General features: G+C 57.3%; 12 protein-coding genes. 6 read left to right on the top strand and 6 right to left on the bottom strand.

The features are described from left to right. Positions 1-156: 156 nt before the first annotated feature. A complete protein-coding gene (locus WS78_RS34885) occupies positions 157-1824 on the top strand; it encodes a sensor histidine kinase (protein ID WP_059577698.1) in 1668 nt (555 codons plus the stop codon). Continuing rightward, positions 1821-2534, top strand: coding sequence for a two-component system response regulator BtsR (gene btsR / locus WS78_RS34880; protein ID WP_059577701.1), 714 nt, complete (start codon positions 1821-1823; stop codon positions 2532-2534). The genes WS78_RS34885 and btsR overlap by 4 nt, the downstream gene beginning before the upstream one ends. Before the next feature lie 63 nt (positions 2535-2597). Here btsR and WS78_RS34875 read toward each other — a convergent pair whose 3' ends face one another. The 6 genes from WS78_RS34875 to WS78_RS34850 all read right to left on the bottom strand — a co-directional run bounded on the left by WS78_RS34875 (position 2598) and on the right by WS78_RS34850 (position 11992). Then, positions 2598-3518, bottom strand: a complete 921-nt coding sequence (locus tag WS78_RS34875; protein WP_082717321.1) for a formate/nitrite transporter family protein — start codon at positions 3516-3518, stop codon at positions 2598-2600. Positions 3519-3539: 21 nt separating this feature from the next. Then, positions 3540-5690: a phosphate acetyltransferase gene (pta, locus tag WS78_RS34870; RefSeq protein ID WP_059577709.1), complete on the bottom strand. Its 2151-nt coding sequence runs from the start codon at positions 5688-5690 to the stop codon at positions 3540-3542. A 2-nt stretch (positions 5691-5692) separates the two neighbouring features. Continuing rightward, a complete protein-coding gene (locus WS78_RS34865; protein WP_082717322.1) occupies positions 5693-6955 on the bottom strand; it encodes an acetate/propionate family kinase in 1263 nt (420 codons plus the stop codon). Between the two features lie 29 nt (positions 6956-6984). Then, entirely contained in the window at positions 6985-7788 is an 804-nt protein-coding gene (gene pflA, locus WS78_RS34860) for a pyruvate formate-lyase-activating protein (protein WP_082717323.1), read from the bottom strand. A gap of 87 nt (positions 7789-7875) precedes the next feature. Continuing rightward, the gene (gene pflB / locus WS78_RS34855) at positions 7876-10131 is read right to left on the bottom strand and encodes a formate C-acetyltransferase (protein ID WP_059577712.1); all 2256 of its coding nucleotides are present in this window, start codon (positions 10129-10131) and stop codon (positions 7876-7878) included. 49 nt (positions 10132-10180) lie between these two features. Next, positions 10181-11992: a carbon starvation CstA family protein gene (locus WS78_RS34850; protein ID WP_059577715.1), complete on the bottom strand. Its 1812-nt coding sequence runs from the start codon at positions 11990-11992 to the stop codon at positions 10181-10183. Positions 11993-12571: 579 nt separating this feature from the next. On the opposite strand from WS78_RS34850, the gene WS78_RS34845 reads away from it, so the two are divergent. The 4 genes from WS78_RS34845 to WS78_RS36860 all read left to right on the top strand — a co-directional run bounded on the left by WS78_RS34845 (position 12572) and on the right by WS78_RS36860 (position 22089). Next, entirely contained in the window at positions 12572-12883 is a 312-nt protein-coding gene (locus tag WS78_RS34845) for a phage holin family protein (RefSeq protein WP_059577718.1), read from the top strand. 183 nt (positions 12884-13066) lie between these two features. Further along, the gene (locus tag WS78_RS34840; protein WP_059577723.1) at positions 13067-13699 is read left to right on the top strand and encodes a glycoside hydrolase family 19 protein; all 633 of its coding nucleotides are present in this window, start codon (positions 13067-13069) and stop codon (positions 13697-13699) included. A 557-nt stretch (positions 13700-14256) separates the two neighbouring features. Beyond that, the gene (locus WS78_RS34835; protein ID WP_082717324.1) at positions 14257-17274 is read left to right on the top strand and encodes a Tc toxin subunit A; all 3018 of its coding nucleotides are present in this window, start codon (positions 14257-14259) and stop codon (positions 17272-17274) included. A 54-nt stretch (positions 17275-17328) separates the two neighbouring features. Continuing rightward, a complete protein-coding gene (locus WS78_RS36860; protein WP_156437542.1) occupies positions 17329-22089 on the top strand; it encodes a Tc toxin subunit A-related protein in 4761 nt (1586 codons plus the stop codon). Positions 22090-22132: the final 43 nt, after the last annotated feature.

The raw sequence follows: 22132 nt of genomic DNA, 5'->3' as shown, positions 1-22132 counted from the left end.
TGTATTTCCAGGATGAAGAGGATGGTTTCGTCTCGCCGGGTTCCGATGGCCTGGTCGGCCTCTTCGCGCATCTCGCTCCCCGCACTGTAAAGCGAACGTAACCAAGCCCTTCGTCTGGCCATCGTGCTGTCGACCGACACCGCCCACTTGAGCTTTATGCTGATCGTCCAGACCTGCGTCTATCTGGTCATCGCGTACCTGTTCACCCGCACGCGGCTTTTCCTGCCGTTCATGCACGTGAGCATGCGCCTGCCGCATCGCATCGCTTGCTATGTGGTGTTCTCGCTCTTTTGCATCATGGGCACCTACCTCGGCTTCGACATCGACAACTCGATCGCCAACACGCGTGCGATCGGCGCGGTGCTCGGCGGTACGCTCGGCGGGCCCATCGTTGGCTTTGCGGTTGGGTTGACCGGCGGACTGCATCGCTACACGATCGGCGGACCGACTGCGTTCGCCTGCATGGTGTCTACGGTCGCCGAGGGGCTGATCGGCGGGCTCTACCATTTGTGGATGATCCGCCGCGGCCGGCTCAAGCGCCTCTTGCAGCCGATCGGCGTGGCGCTCGTCACGTTTGTCGCGGAGCTCGTTCAGATGGCCATCCTGCTGGTGATGGTGAAGCCCGGGAGCCTCGCTCACCAGCTCGTCGGCCACATCGCGGTGCCGATGCTGCTCGCCAACACACTCGGCGCTGGTATGTTCGTGAGCATCCTGCTCGACCGCCGCCAGGCGCTTGAGCGGCAGTCAAGCCTCTTCTCGGCGCGGGCGCTGAAGATCGCAGCGCGCGCCGAAGGCGCGTTGCGGGGCGGGCTCGACACGGCGAACGCGACGCGCGTAGCACGCATCGTCTATGAGGAAACCGGCGTCGGCGCCGTCACCATCACCGATCGCGACAAGGTGCTCGCCTTCATCGGTATCGGCGACGATCACCATCTCACGGGCACGCCGATCACGTCGCTGCAGACCATCGAGGCGATCGAGCGCAACGTCGTCGTCTACGCGGACGGCAACGAACTCGCCTACCAGTGCCCGATCTGTCCGACGACGTGCCCGCTCGGCGCCGCGCTCGTGATTCCGTTGCTTGGCGAAGAGGAGCGCGTGATCGGCACGATCATTCTTGCGGAACCCAAGACCAAGCTCTTCTCGACGATCAACCGCACGCTCGGTGAAGGGATCGCGCGCCTCTTGTCCGCGCAGATCCTCGCCGGCCGCTACGAAGACCAGAAGCAGATGTTGACGCAGTCGGAATTGAAGCTCCTGCAGGCGCAGATCAATCCACACTTCTTGTTCAACACGCTGAACACGCTCGCCGCCGTCATCGCCAAGGATCCCGAGCGCGCCCGCCAGCTCGTGCAGAACCTGTCGACGTTCTTCCGCAAGAATCTGAAGCGCCCGAGCGAGGAAGTGCCGCTCGAAGACGAGCTCGAGCACGTCGAGGCCTATCTCGAGATCGAAAAGGCGCGCTTTGCGGGCAAGCTCGACGTGCAGATCGACATCCCGCCCGAATTTTCCGGCGTGCGCCTGCCGGCCTTCTCGATCCAGCCGATCGTCGAAAACGCGATCAAGCATGGCACGTCACAATTGATCGGCAAGGGCGCGGTGTTCATCGCCGCCAGACGCGACGGCGATGATCTGCTCATCGAAGTGACCGACAATGCGGGGCTCTACGACGAGCACTTGCCATGTGGCGGACTCGGCATGAATCTCGTCGACAAGCGTCTCAGGAACAGCTTCGGCCCGGGCTACGGCACCACGGTAATGTGCGAAGACGACGTATGGACGCGCGTCACGCTGCGTATCCCGATGGAGAGCACAACGCTATGAACATCATCATCGTCGACGACGAAGCGCCGGCCCGCGACGAGCTGCGACGGCTCCTGGAAGCCTTCGAGGACGTGACGATCGTCGGTGAATGCGGGAACGCGGTCGAAGGGATCGCGGCAATCAACCGCCTCTCACCCGATGTCGTGTTCCTCGATGTCCAGATGCCGCGCGTGACGGGACTTGAAATGCTCACCATGCTCGACCCCGGGCGCAAGCCGAAGGTCGTGTTCCTGACGGCGCACGAGGAATACGCACTCAAGGCGTTCGAGGAGAACGCGTTCGACTATCTGCTGAAACCTGCCGACCACGAGCGGCTCGCGAAAACGATTGAACGCCTGCGCGAAGCGAGCCTCCCGCAGCCTGCGCTGTTCGATCCGAGCCAGATGCTCACGCAGATTCCGTGCTCGGGACAGGACCGCATCTATCTCGTGAAGGTGGCCGATATCGAGTACGTGATCTCGAAGGCGAGCGGCGCATTCGTGGGCGGCCGGGGGGGGCAGGAGCGCTTCACCGAGCTCACGCTGAAGACCTTGGAAGCGCGCACTTCGCTGATTCGCTGCCATCGGCAGGTACTGGTCAATCCGGAAGCCATTCGGGAGATCGTGTTTCAGCAAAACGGGCTTGCCGAGATTGTCACGTTCAGCGATCAGAAGATACCGGTCAGCCGCCGTTTTCTCGGGCCACTTAAGGCGCGGCTCGCGATTGTGTGAGGCCATTGTTTCGATGAAGACGTGCTCCATCCGGCCGCCGCGTCGCACGGCCCGGTCGCTGCATCAATGACCGCGCTTTCTGCAAAACACGAACCAGTAGACCGCGCCGACGAGAAGCGCGCCACCGATCCAGTTACCCGCAGTGATCAGCGCGAGATTGCCGAGAAAGTGCTCGAGCGGAATCGGCGGTGCTGCTGCAACGGTCCCATGACCGAGGTCGAGCCAGAACGACTGTGGCGCCCATTTCACAATCATCAGGCCGAATGGCACGAAGAACATGTCGGCTATGCAGTGCTCGAAGCCCGCGGCGACGAACATGGCAACCGGAAGCGCGATAGCGAGCATCTTATCGGTGAGCGAGCGAGCCGCGAGCGACAACCAAACCGCAAGGCAGACCATCACGTTGCAGAGGATCGCGAGGAAGAATGCTTCCATCGGCACGTCGTTGGCCTTGGCCGACGCGAGCGCAAGCGCGCTTGCGCCGAACGCGCCATGGCCGATCTTGTAAGTGCCGCCCAGGAAGAGCAGCACGGCAGTGGCGACGGCCCCGATCCCGTTGCCGACCCAGACCGTCACCCAGACCCGGATCATCTCGCGAAAGCGCAGACGCTTGCTCGCCCAGGCCATCACCATCAGGCAATCGCCCGTGAAGAGCTGTGCGCCGCCACACATGATCAGCACGAGACCGAGCGAAAACACCACGCCGCCGACGAGCCGCGTGATCCCGAACGACATATAGCCGTTGGCTCCCGACATCGCGACGATCGCGAAAAAACCACCGAACGAGATGAACGCGCCGCCGAGAATGGCGAGCACAAAGAGCGTTGCGATGTCGTAGTGGGCCTTCTTGACGCCTAGGTCTTCGGCCGCGCGCGCGATCGCGGGCGGTGTAAGGGCATTGAAGAGCGGCACCTCTGCCGTGCGTTTCTCGGTGCCGGTTGCTGGGTCGGCAGCCCCCGCCGAAATTTCAGTTACTGGCTTCACAGCATTCCTCGCATTTGTAGATTAGGCGGCGACTGCGGCAGGGGCTGGCAGTACCGCGCGGTTCGGATTCCCGTCGCGAGCAGTTGCCTGGATGGCCGTCAGCGCGATCGTGTAGACGATATCGTCGACGAGCGCGCCACGCGACAAATCGTTCACCGGTTTGCGCAGCCCTTGCAGCATCGGGCCGACCGAGACGACGTTCGCCGAACGCTGCACCGCCTTGTAGGTCGTGTTGCCCGTGTTGAGGTCAGGGAAGATGCAGACGTTGGCACGTCCGGCAACCGGGCTGTCCGGCGCCTTTTGCCTGCCGACGCTCTCCACAGTAGCAGCGTCGTACTGCATCGGGCCGTCAATGATGAGATCGGGTCGGCGTTCGCGCACGAGCGCGGTCGCCTCGCGCACCTTCTCGACGTCGTCGCCGGAGCCCGACGAGCCCGTCGAGTAGGAGATCATCGCAATGCGCGGATCGATGCCGAAAGCCTTCGCGCTGTCGGCCGACTGGATCGCGATTTCAGCGAGCTCAACCGCGTTCGGATCGGGGTTGATCGCGCAGTCGCCGTAGACCAGCACCTGATCTGGCATCAGCATGAAGAACACGCTCGAAACGATGTTCGAGCCCGGCGCGGCCTTGATGAGCTGCAGCGCCGGGCGCACCGTGCTGGCCGTCGTGTGGACGGCGCCGGAAACCAGGCCGTCGACATCGCCCTCGGCCACCATCATCGTGCCGAGCACGACGGTGTCCTCCAACTGCTTCTGTGCCTGCAGCGCGTTTAGCCCCTTCGTACGGCGACGTTCGCACATCGGCTCTACATAGGTGTCACGGATGGTGTCCGGGTCGATGATTTCGACCGATTCCGGCAGCTCGATGCCGTGACCGGCGGCGACCGAGCGGATCGTTTCCGGTTCGCCGAGCAGTACCGGGCGGGCGATGCCCCTCTCGGCGCAGATGGCGGCAGCGGCGATCGTGCGCGGCTCGTCGCCCTCGGGAAGCACGATCCGACGGTTGGCAGCGCGGGCGCTGCCGACAAGACGGTGACGGAACACCGGCGGTGGCATCAGCATCTCGGCTGGCAAGGCCACGCGCGCCGCGAACGGCCGCGTATCGACCTTGCCCGCGATGAAGTCGAGCACGCGGTCCATGCGTACGGCGTCGTCGGCAGGCACATGGGTCGACAGGCTCGAAAGGCGGGCGGCGACCGTGAAGGTATCTTCGTCCGACAGCAGGATCGACAGGCGATCGAGCGGCGGCGCATCGAGCATATTCATCACCTCGCGGGACGGCTTGTCGCCGCAAGTGAGGAGCAGCCCCGCAAGCGGCATCCCGCGCAGCGCGGCGAGAGCGACGGCGAGAACCGCATCAGACCGGTCCGCGGGCGTGACCGCGAGCGTTCCGCTCTTCAGATGCGGGATCATCTTCTCCGGCGAGCGGGCCGCGACCACGAAGCTCTCGACACGCGCCGTTCCGATGTCACCGCGGCGGAGCACTTTCAGATTGAGAGCGTTGGCAACGTCGAGCGTGCGCGGCGCTGACAGGTGGTCGTTGGTCGGCACCGCAGCGAGGATCGGCACATTGCACGCCGAATCCGCGAGCTGCAGGCTACCCGCTTCACCGAGCGCGGCGGCACACGCTTCGCTACAGTGGTTGATCAGCAAGCCGGCAAGCGGCCGCCGGCCGCCGTTGCTGTATTGCTCGGTCGCCGCCGCAGCGATGGCGGCTAGTTCCGGCGTGGTACGCGTGCCTCCGGCCATCACGGGCACCAGATCGGCGCCCATTGAGCGGATCATTTCGATATTGAGGCGTGTCGCGATCTGAAAATCGACATCGGGAATCAAGCCTTCGACGACCATCACGTGACAGCCTTTGCGCGCGCTTTCGACGATAGCGACGACCTCCTCCATTAGGCCGGCGAGTTGTCCCGAGCGCACCATTTCGGCAGCGCGGGCAAACGTGATCGGCGCGGGCGTCGTGGTGCCGCACAGGGTGCGTGCGAAGTGGGGGGACAGATCGCAATCGTTCGTCGCCGCCTCGGGCTGGGAGATAGGCTTGACGAAACCGACGCGCACGCCGGCGAGCTGCAGCGCCCGGACGAGGCCTAGGGTCATCGATGTGAGGCCGGTGTGGCTCGATACCGGAACGAGGTAGTAAGTGCGGGGAAGAGTCGGGAGATTCATGGTTATTGTTCCAGGGCCAGCGGGCGGCGAGTAGTCTTGCAGACGTTCGTGGTTGTGTCGCGCGTTGCCCTGGCGATTCGGGTCGCCTCGCGGGCGATCATCCCTTCTTCATCGGTCGGGATGACCCAGGCCTGTGGGGTGCTGCCGGAATCGATGCGGCCGCACTGGCCGCGCACGGCAAGCCCGTTTGCTGCTTCGTCGAGCACGAAGCCGAACACTTTCAGACGCTCGAGCGTCTTCGCGCGCATACGGACCGAATTCTCGCCGATGCCGCCCGTGAACACGAGCACGTCGAAGCGCGGCAGCGAGGTTGCGAGTGCGCCGATGTAGCAGGCAAGCCGGTGGACGAACACATCGAGCGCAAGCTGCGCGCCTTCGTGCCCGTCAGCCGCCGCGGTCTCGAGGTCGCGGCAGTCGCTTGACAGTTCGGATAGTCCGAGCAGGCCGCTATTCTTGTTGAGCAGCGCTTCCATGTCGGCGAAATCGGAGCCGGTGATGCTGGCGATCTTTGCGACCGCGCCGAAGTCGATGTCGCCCGAACGCGTGCCCATCACGAGGCCTTCGAGCGGTGTGAGGCCCATCGACGTGTCGACGCTCTTGCCGTTTACGACAGCCGTCGCCGACGCGCCGTTGCCGAGGTGGGCGACGACGACACCATGGTTTTCTGGATCGAGCCCGGCGAGGTGCACCACCTCGCCCGACACGTAGCGGTGTGAGGTGCCGTGAAAGCCGTAGCGGCGGATGCCGTGTTCACGATAGAGGCGCTGCGGCACGGCGTACGCGTACGCGGCCTTCGGCATGGTCTGGTGGAACGCAGTGTCGAACACGGCCACTTGCGGCACGAACGGCAATTCTTCGAGGCACGTGTGGATGCCGAGCAGGTTGGCCGGGTTGTGCAGCGGCGCGAGGCCGGACACCCCCTCGATATCTCGAATCACCTCTGGCGTGATCAGCACGGACTCGGTGAAGCGCTCGCCACCATGCACGACACGATGGCCGACGACGGCCACACGGTCGAGCAGATCCGCGTCGTCGAAACGGTCCATCAGCACTTCCAGCGCCCGGCTATGGGCGGCACCGCTGGCAAGTTGCACCGTGGTTTTCTCGCACTCTTTCTTGATGATGAGCCGCGCATCGTCTTGGCCGAGACATTCCGCGATACCGGAGACGAGCGGTTCGCCGCCGTGTGTTGGCAGGACCGTGAATTTCAGCGACGAGGAGCCGCAGTTGATGACTAGAACAAGGTCGAGCGGATGATTGGACATGACGGTATGTTGATTCAGTAGATCGGCTCTCAAACCGCCGAGAGTTGGCGGGAGTGGAAAATTTCGATGGCGGCCGCGACCTGCTCAGACGTGGGGGTCGGCGTGTCGGCTAGCACGTACTCGCGGTCGAGCTGTTCCCATTTGTGAGCGCCTAGTTGGTGAAAAGGCAGGACGTCGACCCGTTCGACGAGAGGGCCCAGACTGGCAAGAAAATCGGCGTGGCGGGCGATATCGCCGGCGTCATCGGTCAGGCCGGGCACCAGCACATAGCGAATCCAGATCGGCTTCCCCAGGCGTACGAGGCGTTGGGCGAAGTCGAGCGTCGGAGCAAGCTCGCAGCTCGTGATCTTGCGATAGCGCTCCGGATTAATGTGCTTGATGTCGAGCAGCACCAGATCGACGGCGTCGAACCAACTGCTGTTGACATTGCGGGCCAGATAGCCTTGCGTGTCGAGCGCGGTGTGAAGACCGTACTCGTTATGCAGGCGGGAAAGCAAAGCACCGACAAACTCTGGCTGCATCAGCGGCTCACCGCCGGAAACCGTCACGCCGCCTGCCATCTTTAGGAACGGGATATAGGGACGGATTTCGGCGATAGCTTTGTCGACTGTCACGGGACGGCCCGACGAGCGCTTCCACGTGTCTGGGTTGTGGCAATAGACGCAGCGGAACGGGCACCCTGCCAAGAAGAATACAAAGCGCATGCCCGGGCCGTCAGTGGCTGCGCCACTTTCCACCGAATGCAGATAGCCGGTCGGACCGTTGATTTTCGCGACCCCGGCCGACGGTACGCAGAGCGGATGTTGGCACGAAGTCTCAATGGCGGCTGTCATGATGTTTATATGAACGTCGTTGCATGGCGCTTGCCTCGTTGGCCGCCGGGACTTCCCGGCGGCCGCTGTCGCCACTCGATTTCAGGATTACAGCGATGCGTGGAACGTCCGCGAGATCACATCGAGCTGCTGCTCACGCGTGAGCTTGATGAAGTTCACGGCATAACCGGAGACGCGCACCGTCAGTTGCGGATACTTTTCCGGATGGCTCATCGCGTCGACCAGCGTGTCGCGATTGAATACGTTCACGTTAACGTGGTGGCCGCCTGCGCTGGTGTAGGCGTCGAGGCACTTCGCGAGGTTGCCTTGGCGTTCGCCGCCGGTGCGGCCAAGCGCATCGGGTGTGGCCGAGGCCGTCCACGAGATGCCGTCGAGTGCGCTTGCATATGGCAGCTTCGCTACCGACGCGCCCGCTGCGACGAAACCCTTCTTGTCGCGGCCGTTCATCGGGTTCGCACCCGGCGAGAATGGTTCGCCCGCGCGTCGTCCGTCCGGCGTGTTGCCGGTCTTCTTGCCATATACGACGTTCGACGTAATCGTCAGCACCGATTGGGTCGGCATTGCGTTGCGGTAGAAGTACGGCTGGCTCGCGACCTTCTTCATGAAGGCCTCGGTGAGCCACACGGCGATACTGTCGGCGCGATCGTCGTTGTTGCCGTAGGCCGGATATTCACCTTCGAGCGCGTAATCGACGGCCAGCCCCAATCCATTGCGCACGACCCGCACCTTCGCGTGCTTGATGGCCGAGAGGCTATCCGCCGCCACCGACAGGCCTGCGATGCCACACGCCATCGTGCGCAGGATGTCGCGATCGTGCAGCGCCATCTCGATGCGCTCGTATGCGTACTTGTCGTGCATGTAGTGGATCGAGTTGAGCGCCTTGACATAGGTCTTGGCGAGCCAATCCATCATCGGGTCGAGCTTGGCCATTACTTCGTCGTAGTCGAGCACGTCGCCGTTGATCGGCTCGAAGCCCTCGGCCACCTTCACTCCGCTTTTTTCGTCGATGCCGCCGTTGATCGCGTAGAGCAATGCCTTCGCGAGATTGGCGCGCGCCCCGAAGAACTGCATCTGTTTGCCGATGCGCATCGCCGACACGCAGCAGGCGATCCCGTAGTCGTCGCCCCAGCGAGGACGCATGATGTCGTCGTTTTCGTACTGGATTGACGAAGTCTCGATCGACACCTTCGCGCAGAAGTCCTTGAAGCCTTCCGGCAGCTTGCCCGACCACAGCACAGTGAGATTCGGTTCCGGTGCCGGGCCAAGGTTGAACAGCGTGTTCAGGATCCGGAAGCTCGATTTCGTGACGAGCGTGCGGCCGTCTTCGCCCATGCCGCCGATCGATTCTGTCACCCAGGTCGGGTCGCCCGAAAACAGCTGATCGTATTCAGGCGTGCGTAGGAAACGCACGATGCGCAGTTTGATGACGAGGTCGTCGAAGAGCTCCTGCGCTTGCTGCTCGGTCAGGATGCCGCGCTCGAAGTCGCGCAGTATATAGATGTCGAGGAAGGTCGAGATTCGGCCAATCGACATCGCCGCACCGTTCTGCTCCTTCACGGCGGCGAGATAGCCGAAGTAGGTCCATTGGATCGCTTCCCGTGCGTTGATCGCCGGACGCGAGATGTCGTAGCCGTACTTGGCGGCCATTTCCCTCAGCTCGTCGAGCGCGCGATATTGCTCCGAAAGCTCTTCGCGCAGGCGCAGCACATCGTCATTGAAGACGGCGTCGTCCAGCTGGTGATACACGCGCTGGCGGTCCGCGCGCAGGAAATCGGTGCCGTACAGCGCGACGCGGCGATAGTCGCCGATAATGCGGCCGCGGCCGTAGGCGTCGGGCAAGCCCGTGATGATGCCCGACTTGCGTGCGGCCAGGATTTCCGGCGAGTACGTGTCGAAGACGCCCTGGTTATGGCTCTTGCGGTACTTAGTCCACACCTCCTTGACCGACGGATCGATCTTGAAGCCGAAGGCCTCGAGGCCGTTTTCCACCATCCGCAGGCCGCCGTTCGGCATGATCGCGCGCTTGAGCGGCGCGTCGGTCTGCAGGCCGACGATCAACTCGGTCTCGCGGTCGATATAACCGGCATCATGCGCGGTGATCGACGAGGCGCGATCGGCCGAGACGTCGAGCACACCCTTTGCGCGCTCTTTCTTTAGCGGCTCGGCGAGCTTTGCCCAGAGCGCCTTGGTACGTTCCGTCGAACCGGCGAGGAACGAGTCGTCGCCTTGATAGGGTACATAGTTGGCCAGGATGAAGCCGCGCACGTCGACAGATGTCTGCCACGGACCCCCGACAAAGCCTGCCCACGGTTCTACGCTCTGGGTCTTCGACATCATGTTCATTATTCAACTCCGTTAATTGCGAAAAGTCAGGAACAGCGCTTCAATTCGTTCATTCAACTTTGGTTAGCGAGGCCGTCGCGCTCATCACCGTGGCGCGCTTGTCGACAAGCGACTTCCAGCGCAGGACCGCGGATCCGATGATCACGACGCCGAGTACCACCATCACGACCGTCAGGAGTCCATTGAAGAGGCTATAACCCTTCGATGCGTTGTTGAAGTACACGTTGGCAGCCATCCAGTAGGCGGCATAGTTCACTGTCACGTAGAGATAGGCCAGCGGAATCAGGCACGTGAGCATGTAACTCCTCTTGACCGACAGGCGCAGGATGATCGTGGCGCCGATGGCAAGGCCGATGGAAGCCATCATCTGGTTCGACACACCGAACAGCGACCACACCGAGTTGATGTCGCCGGACATCAACATGTAGCCCCATGCGGCACAGGCGACGAGGCTCGCGCCCACGGCGCCGGGCACCCAGTCGAGCTTCTTAAGCGGTGCGTAGAAGTCGCCGCCGAGGTCCTGCAGCAGATAGCGGGCGACGCGCGTGCCGGAGTCGACGGCAGTGAGGATGAACACCGCTTCGAACATCACGACGAACTGGAAGAAGTACGCAGCGAGCTGGCTGAACCAGGGCACCTTCGTGAAGATTTCGGTCATGCCGACCGCGAGCGTCACCGCGCCGCCAGTGCGGCCGTAGAGATCGAGGCCGATTTCGCTCGACAGGCGCGGCAGGTCGACGACTGTCATGCCGAGCGTGTGGAACGCGGCGGGTGCTGCGTTAATGGCAAAGTAGTCGGCCGGTTGCAGCGAGATCGCGGCGATCAGTGCCATCACGCCGACCAGGCACTCGGCCAGCATGCCGCCGAACGCGACGGGAAGGATGTCGCTCCACTTGTCGATAAGTTTCGGAGTCGTACCTGAACCGATGAAGGCATGGAAGCCCGAGATCGCACCGCAGGCGATCGTGATCGAGATGAACGGCCACACCGGACCGGAGAGCACCGGGCCGCCGCCGGCAATGAACTTCGTGACAGCTGGGAAATGCACCGCCGGGTTGATGAAGACAACGCCGATAACAAGCGCGCCGAACACGCCGATTTTCATGAAGCTGGAGAGATAGCCGCGCGGCGTGAGCAGCAGCCACACCGGCAGGGCTGAGGCAAAGAATGCATAGATCGGCAGGATCAGCGAGATGGTGTGCGCGTTGAGCGTGAGCCAGTTGCCGAGGGCTGTGCCCTGAATATGGGGACCGGCGAGCACCGAGGCTGCGATCGCCGCGATGCCGACCCAAGTCGCGATCTTCGATGAGCCGAAGCATTTTTCGAACACGCCGAGCGCAATGGCGATCGGCACCGTCATGAATACGGCGAACGTGCCCCAGGCGTTGCGTTCAAGCGCGTGCACGACGACGATGGACAGCCCCGCCATCGTGATTGTGATGATGAAGAGCATTGCGAGACCGGTACACCAGCCGGCGATGGGGCCCAGTTCCGCTTTTGCGACTTCGGAAAGCGACTTGCCCTGGTATTTCATCGACGCGAAGAGCACAACCGTGTCGTGCACCGCACCGCCGATCACACAGCCAACCAGCAGCCAGACGAGACCGGGCAGATAGCCGAACTGCGCAGCGAGCACCGGGCCCACGAGCGGGCCGGCAGCGGCGATGGCCGCGAAGTGTTGGCCCGCGTTGACCCACTTCTTGGTGGGGACGTAGTTTTTGCCGTCGGCGAGGGCATGGGACGGCGTTACCTCGCTGTCGTCGGCGGCAAGCACCTTGCGGACAAAGAAAATGCCATAGAAGCGGTAGGTGATCATCAAGATACATGCCGTCGCTATGACGATGTATAAGGCGTGGGACATTTGCGTTCCTCCGATTCGACTGATGCTTCATGGACTTTATATAGCTGAAGGGGGCACCAGTCAGCGCCTATTTGGCGACCGGTCGAATGCGGGCGCGAGCGGCAATAGAGGCGATTGAGCGGTGCTGTAAAAACGACCGCGGGCCCTTCTCGATGTCCGGCTGGAGTTTGTAAAAAACCGCCGCATCCCGACCCAAGCTGCTGATTTGAAGGCGAAATCGATGAGATGGGCAAGTGGAGGCGACGAGCCGCGACGCATGGCGATAGCGATGCCGTTTGACATCCCGGTCGGCTTGTGATGGTAGGTTTCTCCCAGGGTGGCGCCTTTACGTCGCCCATGAGGTGGCTCGATTACGCCGTCCCCAGATTGGCGCTGTAACGCCGTCCGCTGACCCCAATAAATTGCAATGCATTTAATGCATTGGACACTGTAAGAAGGTCGCCGATAATAATCTTCACGTAGGCGAAGCGGAGCGCGAGATGGGCCAATCTCCTGACGACGTTAGGTCATAAAAAGTATCGGAATGTGTTGTAGCTTGCTAGAGCCATCTGTTAACCCGGATTCGGCAGGAGCACGGTTATGCAAATTGGAGTGCACGAAAAGGAACTGCTGGTATTGCTGGGAATTGGCGCTGCTATAGGGTTGGGAAAGCTGTTGACCGGTATCGAGCCGCTCTCGGCGCGGATGATCCTAGGCGGCATGGTTACAGGTGCTGCTTTGTCGGCGAGTGCAGGGGCCGTACTCATTCTGTTTCAAGAGCTCACGCCGACAGCGCTGGTGGGTGTCGCTGCTGCAATCGGCTTGCTGGGACAGCCGATGCTAGAAAAGATCGCACACAGTTTATTGGGAAAAATTCGAGGCGATAAAGAGAAGGATTCGGATACACAATAACGGTGGGCTGCTCGTATCGATAGCCATGCGCGACGAGGAGTCTTGCTGGAATGAGGAGTGAAAATCGAGGCGACGAGGCCAATGGTTGACGGAGTAGCGACCGTTTCTGATTTTCACGTCCAAGCTCGGGTTGCAGGTGCGGAGCGCTCGTTTTACTCGGCGCCTCTTAATTGGGGAAGTTCGATGAATCGACAGACATTTCAGCAAGCAGCGCAATTATCCGATGTGCTCGCGGATCGGTGGTTCCCGCACGTATCGGCCGCGGCCGCCGAATTTGAAATCACGACCTCAAAACGCCTCGCTGCTTGGATTGCGCAGATCGGACACGAGTCGGGTGGCTTCACTCAGCTTGTCGAATCGTTCAACTATAGGGTCGATGCCTTGAAAATTTTCTCGCGCATCCCGGCCGATATGCGTGAGCAGCTCGGTCGTCGATCAAACGAGAGAATCGTCCCAATCGAACGACAGATGACGATCGCCAACCTCGCCTATGGAGGGCGATACGGCAATGGGGATGCGAGCTCGGGCGATGGCTGGCGCTATCGAGGCCGAGGGTTGAAGCAGATCACGTTCAAGGACAACTACCGAATGTGTGGTGTGGCGTTGAGTGTGGATCTGGTCGCGCAACCAGAGTTGCTCGAGCAAGACGAGTACGCCGCGCGGTCGGCGGGCTGGTTCTGGAGGGCCAACGGCTTGAACAAACTGGCGGATGACGGCGATTTTGTGCGAATCACGCGTGTCATCAACGGCGGATTGACTGGACATCCGGAGCGACAGGCGCGGTGGCAAGCGGCGACCGATGTATTTTTGGCCTAAACGATTGATCTCCGCCGAAACCACTATCCAGATGGAGAAAATTCCGATTCTTGATCAGCATGCATGATTTTGAATCATGCCGCATAGCGGATGGGTCTATGCATGAAATAGCGAGCGACATTCAGATTCACATCAATATTGGAATGCGCAAGTTAAATTGCGTGCAGATGGGCCGGAAATTTCGAAGTACACGATCTGCACTCGAATCTTCACGTGATCAAAAAACGCTGTCTAAATTTTTTAAGTTAAATGAGCATGAGCCGTAGGTAAGTTGAACAACTCGTACCACATACTGCGGACCTTGGCGATAGGGCGAGGACATTGAAAAATGAATAGCAATATACCTATGAAGGCTTGCTACAGAGTTGAACAGCCCGGCCGACCAGAAATCTAGTTGTCGCTCTGAGCGGACTCGGAGAAGTTTGTTTGAGCGGAAAGCGCTGAACTCGGGCATTCGAAAATATGGATTTCGCAGGGGGCCACGTACGATGTGACGCTTCTCTCGGAGAAGCGTCTCGGCCTGTTACTCGACTAACTTCAGTGACAAAGGAATTAGCATGACGCCAATCAGCCTTTTGATTAAACACATCGAAGATACACATGGTCTTCCCGACACGCTAACTAAACTCGGTTATCACTCGGTCTTCGATGTCGTGCGCGTTCCCCGCGAACGTTTCGTCCGCAAGCATCGGAACATCCTCGGCCGGCGAGCTGAAAAAATGTATGACCTTGCAATTGGCTATGCCCATCAGGTTAGTCATAAACTTCGCCGAAAGCGTTTAACCAGAGCCATTAATACAGCGTTGCGTGGGCCGTTCTCGAAGCCTGGCCCCGACTATGCAAGCCAGTTCCTGGATGCCGAAACTGGGTGGAAAGATAAGGCGCCGAGCGGCGCAATAGAAGCTAACGATGGTCCTGTTGCGTATCTTACATATATATATCAACTTGCGCTTCAGGAGGAGGAAAACGAGGGGCCTGGGTTGAAGAATAAATTGAAAGGCCGACGTCCGGACATTGGCAAATTAATCGTCGATGATGTGGCGATTAATAAAATAATTCCACAGATCCAGCTGGTCAACGAGGTTCTTGGCTCAGCTATTCAGGATTATAAAAATTTTGATCATCTGGGCGATGTGAACAAGTTGTTGGCGACGACTCGCTTCCCAAATACCTTGCCATTTCATTATGGCTCTCAGCAAATCTGCATCGCAGAGTCCACAGTAGACATATCTCTTTTGGAAACGTTGTTGCTTCAGAAGCCAGGCATGTTGCAGAAATTTTTTGCTGCACAAGCTAAATTTACGGATTCTGACGCAAGTGACCTGATCAGATTGCAGGTTATGAATAGTCGATTGGCTCCAGAGCAGCAGAACATCGTTGTTGAACCGGCTTACTTTGAAAGCCTTGCGAACGACGACAAAGGGGGGGATGCAACGGTACGGGAACAATTCTACGCAGACAACTACGGAGATGGCATGCTCGACGTCCTTCGTTTTGAATCGATGGAGGAGTTGACGTCCAGAACGAACCTGACGGTGCCCGATATAGAGGAAATGCTGTGCTCCACGGCCGGTGGAGAAAATTCGTCTATCATTGTCAAGTCGGATAATTATTTGGTGTCCGGTGATATGTTTGCGAATATATCTTCTAGCCGTCCGGTGTCAAGCGGTATGGCTTTGCAATCGATATACGGCGCGAAATTTATTAATGGCGGATTGGATAAATGTATTTATATTTCGAAGGACAAGAGCGGATCTTTGAGGCTGGTAGAACTAACCGACGATCGTCTGGATAGGATTAATAGAGTTGTTCGAATCAAGAAATGGTCGAGCATGCCGTTTGAAGATATTGATCTGATGATTACATCGGCAATGGAGGCTGAGGGCGATGGCGTACTGCTGATGAACGACAATACTCTGCGCATGTTGGGCGTGTTCAAGCATTATCAGAATACGTACGGTGTTTCTGCTAAGCAATTCGCTTCGTGGTTGCATGTTGTAACGCCATTTGCGATCGCTCCAGGCACCCCGTTTCTAGATCAAATATTCAACAAAAAAGGAAAATTTGATACTCCGTTTTCGATTGATAATCAGGACTTTGTCTATACGCAGACATCAGGAGGCGATGATGTGCGCGTGAAAAAACTCTGCACGGCTCTGGGGTTGAATCATCGCCAATTTCTTACGTTTGCTGATAAAATTGCGCATCAGCAAGGCAAAGCTGACCAACATACGCTGAACTGCAATTTGTTCGTCGTATCGGCGTTTTACCGCTTGGCGTCGCTTGCGCGTGTTTTGGGAGCAAGTCCCGAGGATTTCTGCGCACTGGTCGATCTAATGGATCGAAATACCGATAATGTGTGGAAACAGCTTGCCGGGCGTCCAGTTGTAGTCGCGCCGAAAGAGGGAGGCTCTCTCAGTGATGATTTTCTGACTCTGCTGCAAGCATTGAGTCTAATTTTTCAGTGGCTGCAGAAATGCCAACTGACGGGCCGCGGTATTCAAATCCTAACTACGCAAAGTGAAAAACCGCAGCAAGGTACGAACGATCAGCTAAATGTTATCCAAGATGTCTGGCGACTTCTTCCGAATGCGCTGGTCGACGGAGCGTTGTTGCGGCGCTGTGGCGCACCGCTTGTCGACGATAATCGGGAGCCGATTGAATGGTTGGATTTGCTGTCGAGAGAGGACGCCAAACTGATCGATGCGGGACTCGTTACTGACGCCGTTGTTGATACGATTAGCGCGACGATCGATGGTCAGGTCGTGCAACTGATCAAATTTATTAGCGATGCCGTCGACCGCCAGAAACTGGGTGATGCTGAAAGGAACCAGGCGAAGATTTCGTTGAATGCGGCGGTAGTACAAGCATGGCAAACACAATCAGGTGTTGCAACCAACTTGCTGGCAAAAACGCTGGGAGTGTCGCAATCGCTGTCGGCGTTCGTACTGCACTGGGCGCAACTGACGTCGTATAAATGGTTGAAGAGCACGTGGTCATTGAAGGGGGATGTCCAGACATCCGCCGATATTCCTTCTGGCTATCTGAATAGCCTGGGAGAAATCGCACGACGCGCTCTGCTGTGTCAACAGTTTTCATTAAGCCCGGCCGCGGTTCGACATCTGCTCGAATTCCCTGAACATTTCGGATTGCCATCGCCGTACGACGGGAATGTGTCGATATGGTTGCTGTATTTGCTCAGTCGCTATGACGATCTTCTGCGTCAGATTGGTGCATCAGGAAATGGCACTGAAGACGATGTCTTTGCCTTTTTCCAGGCGGTCAATCGTGATGCGCCGATTAGCGAGTCTGATGCGACTGAACTGCTGGCGTCGCTGTTGGGCTGGGAGCAAGAGGAAGTGGCCGCGGCGTGCAAGGTGCTCGGCGGAACAGCCAGAACCGTGTCGCAGCTCGATGTCGTGATGCGATTGCAACAGGCACAAAGTCAGATCGGACTAACGGTTACGCAGCAGCAGCAAGCATTTGTGTTGGGGCGAAATAGTAGCTATGACGATTGGCAAGCAGTTGGCCAGGCCATGATCGCGGGTGTGAGCCACGTCAAGGGCGCCGACTGATACTTACCCCCGGCCGGCGTTTGCCTGCCGGATCACCTGAACGACGTTCGTTGAGTGATTTTGCTGCCCGACTTCCTTATCGAGGTGATTCCTATGTTATCGGCAATGGAGAAACAACTGAATGAATCCCAGCGCGACGCGCTGGTTACTGGCTATATGAGGTTTGTTGCGCCAAATTTGCAAGGAGTGGGAAGCAACCCACTCACGATCGAAGATCTGTACGAATTTCTGCTGCTCGATCCGCTGATTGCTGATGAAGTTACGACAAGTCGGGTTGCAAGCGTAATCGCGAGCGTTCAGATGTACATGACGCGAATCGTCAACGGATCTGAGCCGGGTTTTGCTGCTGTGGATTCGCCGGTAGCAAAATCGTGGCGCGACGACGAGAACCAATACTCGATTTGGGCAGCCGGAGCTGAGGTTCAGAATTATCCGGAGAATTATATTTCTCCGATAACTCGACTAGAAAAGAGTCACTATTTTGAAGATCTCGAAACGGCACTGAATCAGGCCCGACTGGATCCTGATCATGTACAAGATGCGGCGCTCTCATATCTGAATCAGTTCGAGGCCGTCAGCAACTTAAAAATTCTAAGCGGATATATTCAGGGGCGTGATTTTGCACGGGCCAGCTATTACTTTATTGGCCGGACGACGACCAAGCCATATCAGTATTATTGGAGACAATTGGATCTCGATAAGAATCGTGAGGATTCGCCCGGGAAGCCAGTTACGCCGAATTGCTGGAGTGACTGGCAGGCGATCTCATTGCCGCTTGCTTCCGATGCGGTGCTCGAGCATACGGTTCGACCGGTGTTTTACAACGACAGGCTTTACGTCGCGTGGGTCGAGCGTAATGCTACGTCACTGAAAGACGTGAAAGACAATAAAAATGAAGATGTTCTTGATATGCATGAATATGTCATCAATTTCGGCTACAAGCGCTTCGATGATTCTTGGACTGCGCCAAACAACATTCCTCTGATGACTCGGGTAACAACAGACGAGGGGGATGTACTTCGTTCCAGCCTCGAAATCCGCGATGCTGACGCAGGTTCTGAGTTTCGTGCAGTTAATCTTCTAGCAACCTCCGATTTTAGCGTTGATCCTGGTCAGGGTGGTGATGGTAATCCATATGGTCGTTTGATGCTTGCAGTATTTGTTAACAAATCTGATGGCAATGATGGCATTAATAATCCTGACACTTATGGTTATATATATTGCGATTCGGCATTCAATGTTCATGATCTTGGAGGAATGGCGAAAGAGGCGTTGTTCAAAAGTTATCGGGATGTGGTTGGCGATAAAAATTCACTTCAATTCTCTGTTTATAACAAAGCTTACGTAGTGAAGGGGGTGGAAAATAAGGATCATAAGGATGAAAATAACACTGGCTGGTGGAAAAGAATTTTTGATCTCGAGTCGAGTGATCACGGTTCTAAGTCTTGCGTTTACGTGATTGATGGCTCGACAGTGCGTGTCGAAATGGGGATTAAGGAGGAATTTTCCAATATCTACGAATTTAGCAAGGAGGAAACGGAGAATATTGAACATGGAGCTTGGAGTGACCTATTTGTTCCGATTGGTTTTTGTCGGGCAAATGGCGACTCTGGCGTCACGATAAGATCACTCGGTGATGGTGCATATGTATTTGATGATGCTGCTATTTTATATGATGTGACTCGCTACGGATCAACCAAAATTAAGGATGGGGATTATCAAGCATGGATTGGGCTTGAGTACGACAAACTTACTAAATTGAATTTGAGTTTCAGTGTTAAAGATGGGGGAATTGCGCCCATTGGGTCGGATAAATTTGAATCAAGAATGAATGTGTCTGGTCTCGTTATGCAGATCCCGAAGGAAGCTTATTATGCTAGTGACTTTTCAGGATTTTTTGTGTGTTTGATGGATTCGAGTGTCACCGATGTTGATGATATTGATGACGATTCAATAATGGGGGTTATGGTAATTGATAATATAAAGAAGATTTATGACTATAATAAATTTAATCAGGTGGTGTCGATTGCCTCTCCCTCAGGGGTGGAGACCGTGGGAAAAGGCGATCCGACAGATTCGATGGATGAAAGCGCAACATGTTTAGTGGAGCATGCTCTATCTGAGGAGGATTTCACGGAAGAAAAGCGATTTATTACGGCGACGCTCGGTGTCGAGTGGAGTGGATATAATATATTTTCGGGAGATGAGAGCGAGGGGTCGAGTGTATCAAAGGCATTTCAAGTTAATCTTGAGCTGGATGATACTAATGCACCAGAAAACGCTCCTCACATCGTATCGCGGTACGACAGCAAGCGTGGGCTGGTTCAGTACCTGGATTTTTCAGATGTAAAAAAATTGCCGGCCAACACCCGTATGAACACGACTTTCGTGCGCACGTTGATCGAAAAAGCAAATATAGGTTTAGACAGTCTGCTCGATTATACCCTCCAGGCAGATGACTCGCTTGAGGCAGATCTCGAGAACGATGGAAGAAGTGAGCCGATGGACTTCAGTGGTGCAAACGGGCTATATTTCTGGGAGCTATTCTTTCATGTGCCTTTCCTGATTGCATCGCGCTTTGCCAGCGAGCGGCAGTTTGATCAGTCGCAGAAATGGCTGCGCTACATTTTTGATCCTGCGGCAGGTCAGAAAGATAACGGGGCCCCCCTTTACTGGAATGTCCGTCCATTAGTTGATGCGGTGGGCCACTTATCGCATTTGCTGGGTGATCCGCTGGATCCGGATACGCAAGCTTATGCACACCCGGACGTATACAGGAAGGCGGTATTTGTAGCCTATGTTAGCAACTTGATCGCGCAAGGCGATCAATGGTATCGCCAACTTACTCGCGATGGGTTAGCCCAAGCGCGCGTGTTCTACAATCTTGCCGCTGAATTGCTGGGAACACGTCCGGATGTCTCGTTGAGCAACACGTGGGCACCGCATGCCCTGGATGAACTGGCCAAAGCTGGAAGTGAAAAGCTGCGTGGTTTTGAGCATGAACAAGCGAAGGCCGACGATGAACAGTTCATCGCCATGGCGGGTCAACACGTTGGTTACCTGCGACTTGTAGATAACGACAACTTCATCGAGCCACTGAATTCGCTGATGCTCGCGCACTGGGACGCGCTGGATGCGCGCCTGTATAACCTGCGTCATAACCTGACGATCGACGGAAAGCCGATGTCGCTCGCCCTCTATGAGGCGCCTGCAGATCCTGTCGCGTTGCTTGTGCAGCGCGCGCAGTCGGGCACGCAGGTCAGCGGAGTGAGCGGCGCGCGACTGACGGTACCGCCGTACCGTTTTATCGCGATCTTGCCCCGCGCCTACAACGCGGTTGCCACGTTGAGCCGATTTGGGGAGACGCTGCTGTCATTGCTTGAGCGTAGTGATAGAGCGAGCCAGGAAGAACTGCAGCAACAGCAATTCCTCGACATGTCGAGCTACGCGATCACGCTGCAACAACAAGCGATTGACGGATTGGCTGCCGACCGACAGTCGCTGGAAGCTAGTCGAGTGGTTGCGCAGAATCGCTACGACAGCTACTACGCCCTCTATCAAGAAAACATCTCCAGTACCGAGCAATCGATAATGGACACACGCGCTAGCGCACAGGGTATATTGATTGGGGCGCAAAGTATGTTGATCGCGACTGGCGCATTGAAACTGATTCCCAACGTTTTTGGTCTTGCGGATGGAGGCTCGCGCTATGAGGGGGCAACCGAAGCGACTGCCAACGTGTTGATGACGGTCTCGCAAGCGATGGAGATCGGCGCGGATCGCTTAGCCACGAGCGAGAACTATCGTCGACGCCGTGAAGAATGGCAGATCCAGTACGAACAGGCGCAGGCTGAAGTCGATGCGCTGGACAAGCAGCTGGATGCACTTACGATTCGCGAGCAAGCGGCACAAACAGAGTTGATGCGTGTGCAGGTGCAGCAGGCGCAGACTCAAGCGACGCTCAATTTTCTGAAGACGCGTTTCACGCAGGCTACCTTGTACCAGTGGCTGAGTGGTCAGTTGGCAGCACTGTATTACCAAGTTTATGACGCGGTGGTGTCGATGTGCCTGTCGGCGCAAGCGTGCTGGCAGTACGAAATGGGAGATTTTGCGACAACCTTTGTTCGAACCGGCGCATGGAACGATCATTATCGTGGCTTGCAGGTTGGCGAGACGCTGCAATTAAACTTGCATCAGATGGAGGCGGCTTACCTTGCCCGGAATGAACGCCGTCTCGAAATCACAAGGACGGTATCGCTCAAGGATCTGCTGAAAAAAGAAGAGTTCGACAGCAAGAGAAAATCAGGCAGCTTCGACTTCGATCTGAATGAAAAATTGTTCGATGAAGATTATCCTGGTCATTACATGCGACAGATCAAGACGGTGTCGATCAGCTTGCCGACGCTGGTTGGCCCCTATCAAGACGTCAAGGCGACGCTGACGCAGACCAAGAGCAGTACGCTTTTGAACGCCAGTGTCAACGGTGTGAAGTACTTGAACAATCCGAATAGCGATAAGGGTGACGCAAATATCGTGACCAACTTGCGTGCGAGTCAGCAGATCGCCATCTCGTCCGGCTTGAATGATGCAGGACAGTTCGAACTGAATTTTGGAGACGAACGTTATTTGCCGTTCGAAGGGACGGGAGCCGTTTCGAGTTGGATACTCTCGTTTCCACGTCATGATAAATCGGCCACGCAGAAAGCGATGCTAGACGCGTTGACTGATGTGATCGTCCACGTGCGTTACACGGCGGTTGATGGCGGGGAGTCGTTTGCGAAGGAGGTCGAAGGCTTGTTGAAGGCAAAGCGGTGACCTGTCTTGCCCGGACCGGTATAGCTGATCCGGGCTTGTCCGG

Source organism: Burkholderia savannae (assembly GCF_001524445.2).
In the GTDB taxonomy this organism is placed as follows: Bacteria; Pseudomonadota; Gammaproteobacteria; order Burkholderiales; family Burkholderiaceae; genus Burkholderia; species Burkholderia savannae.
This window is presented reverse-complemented; position numbering and strand designations above follow the sequence as displayed.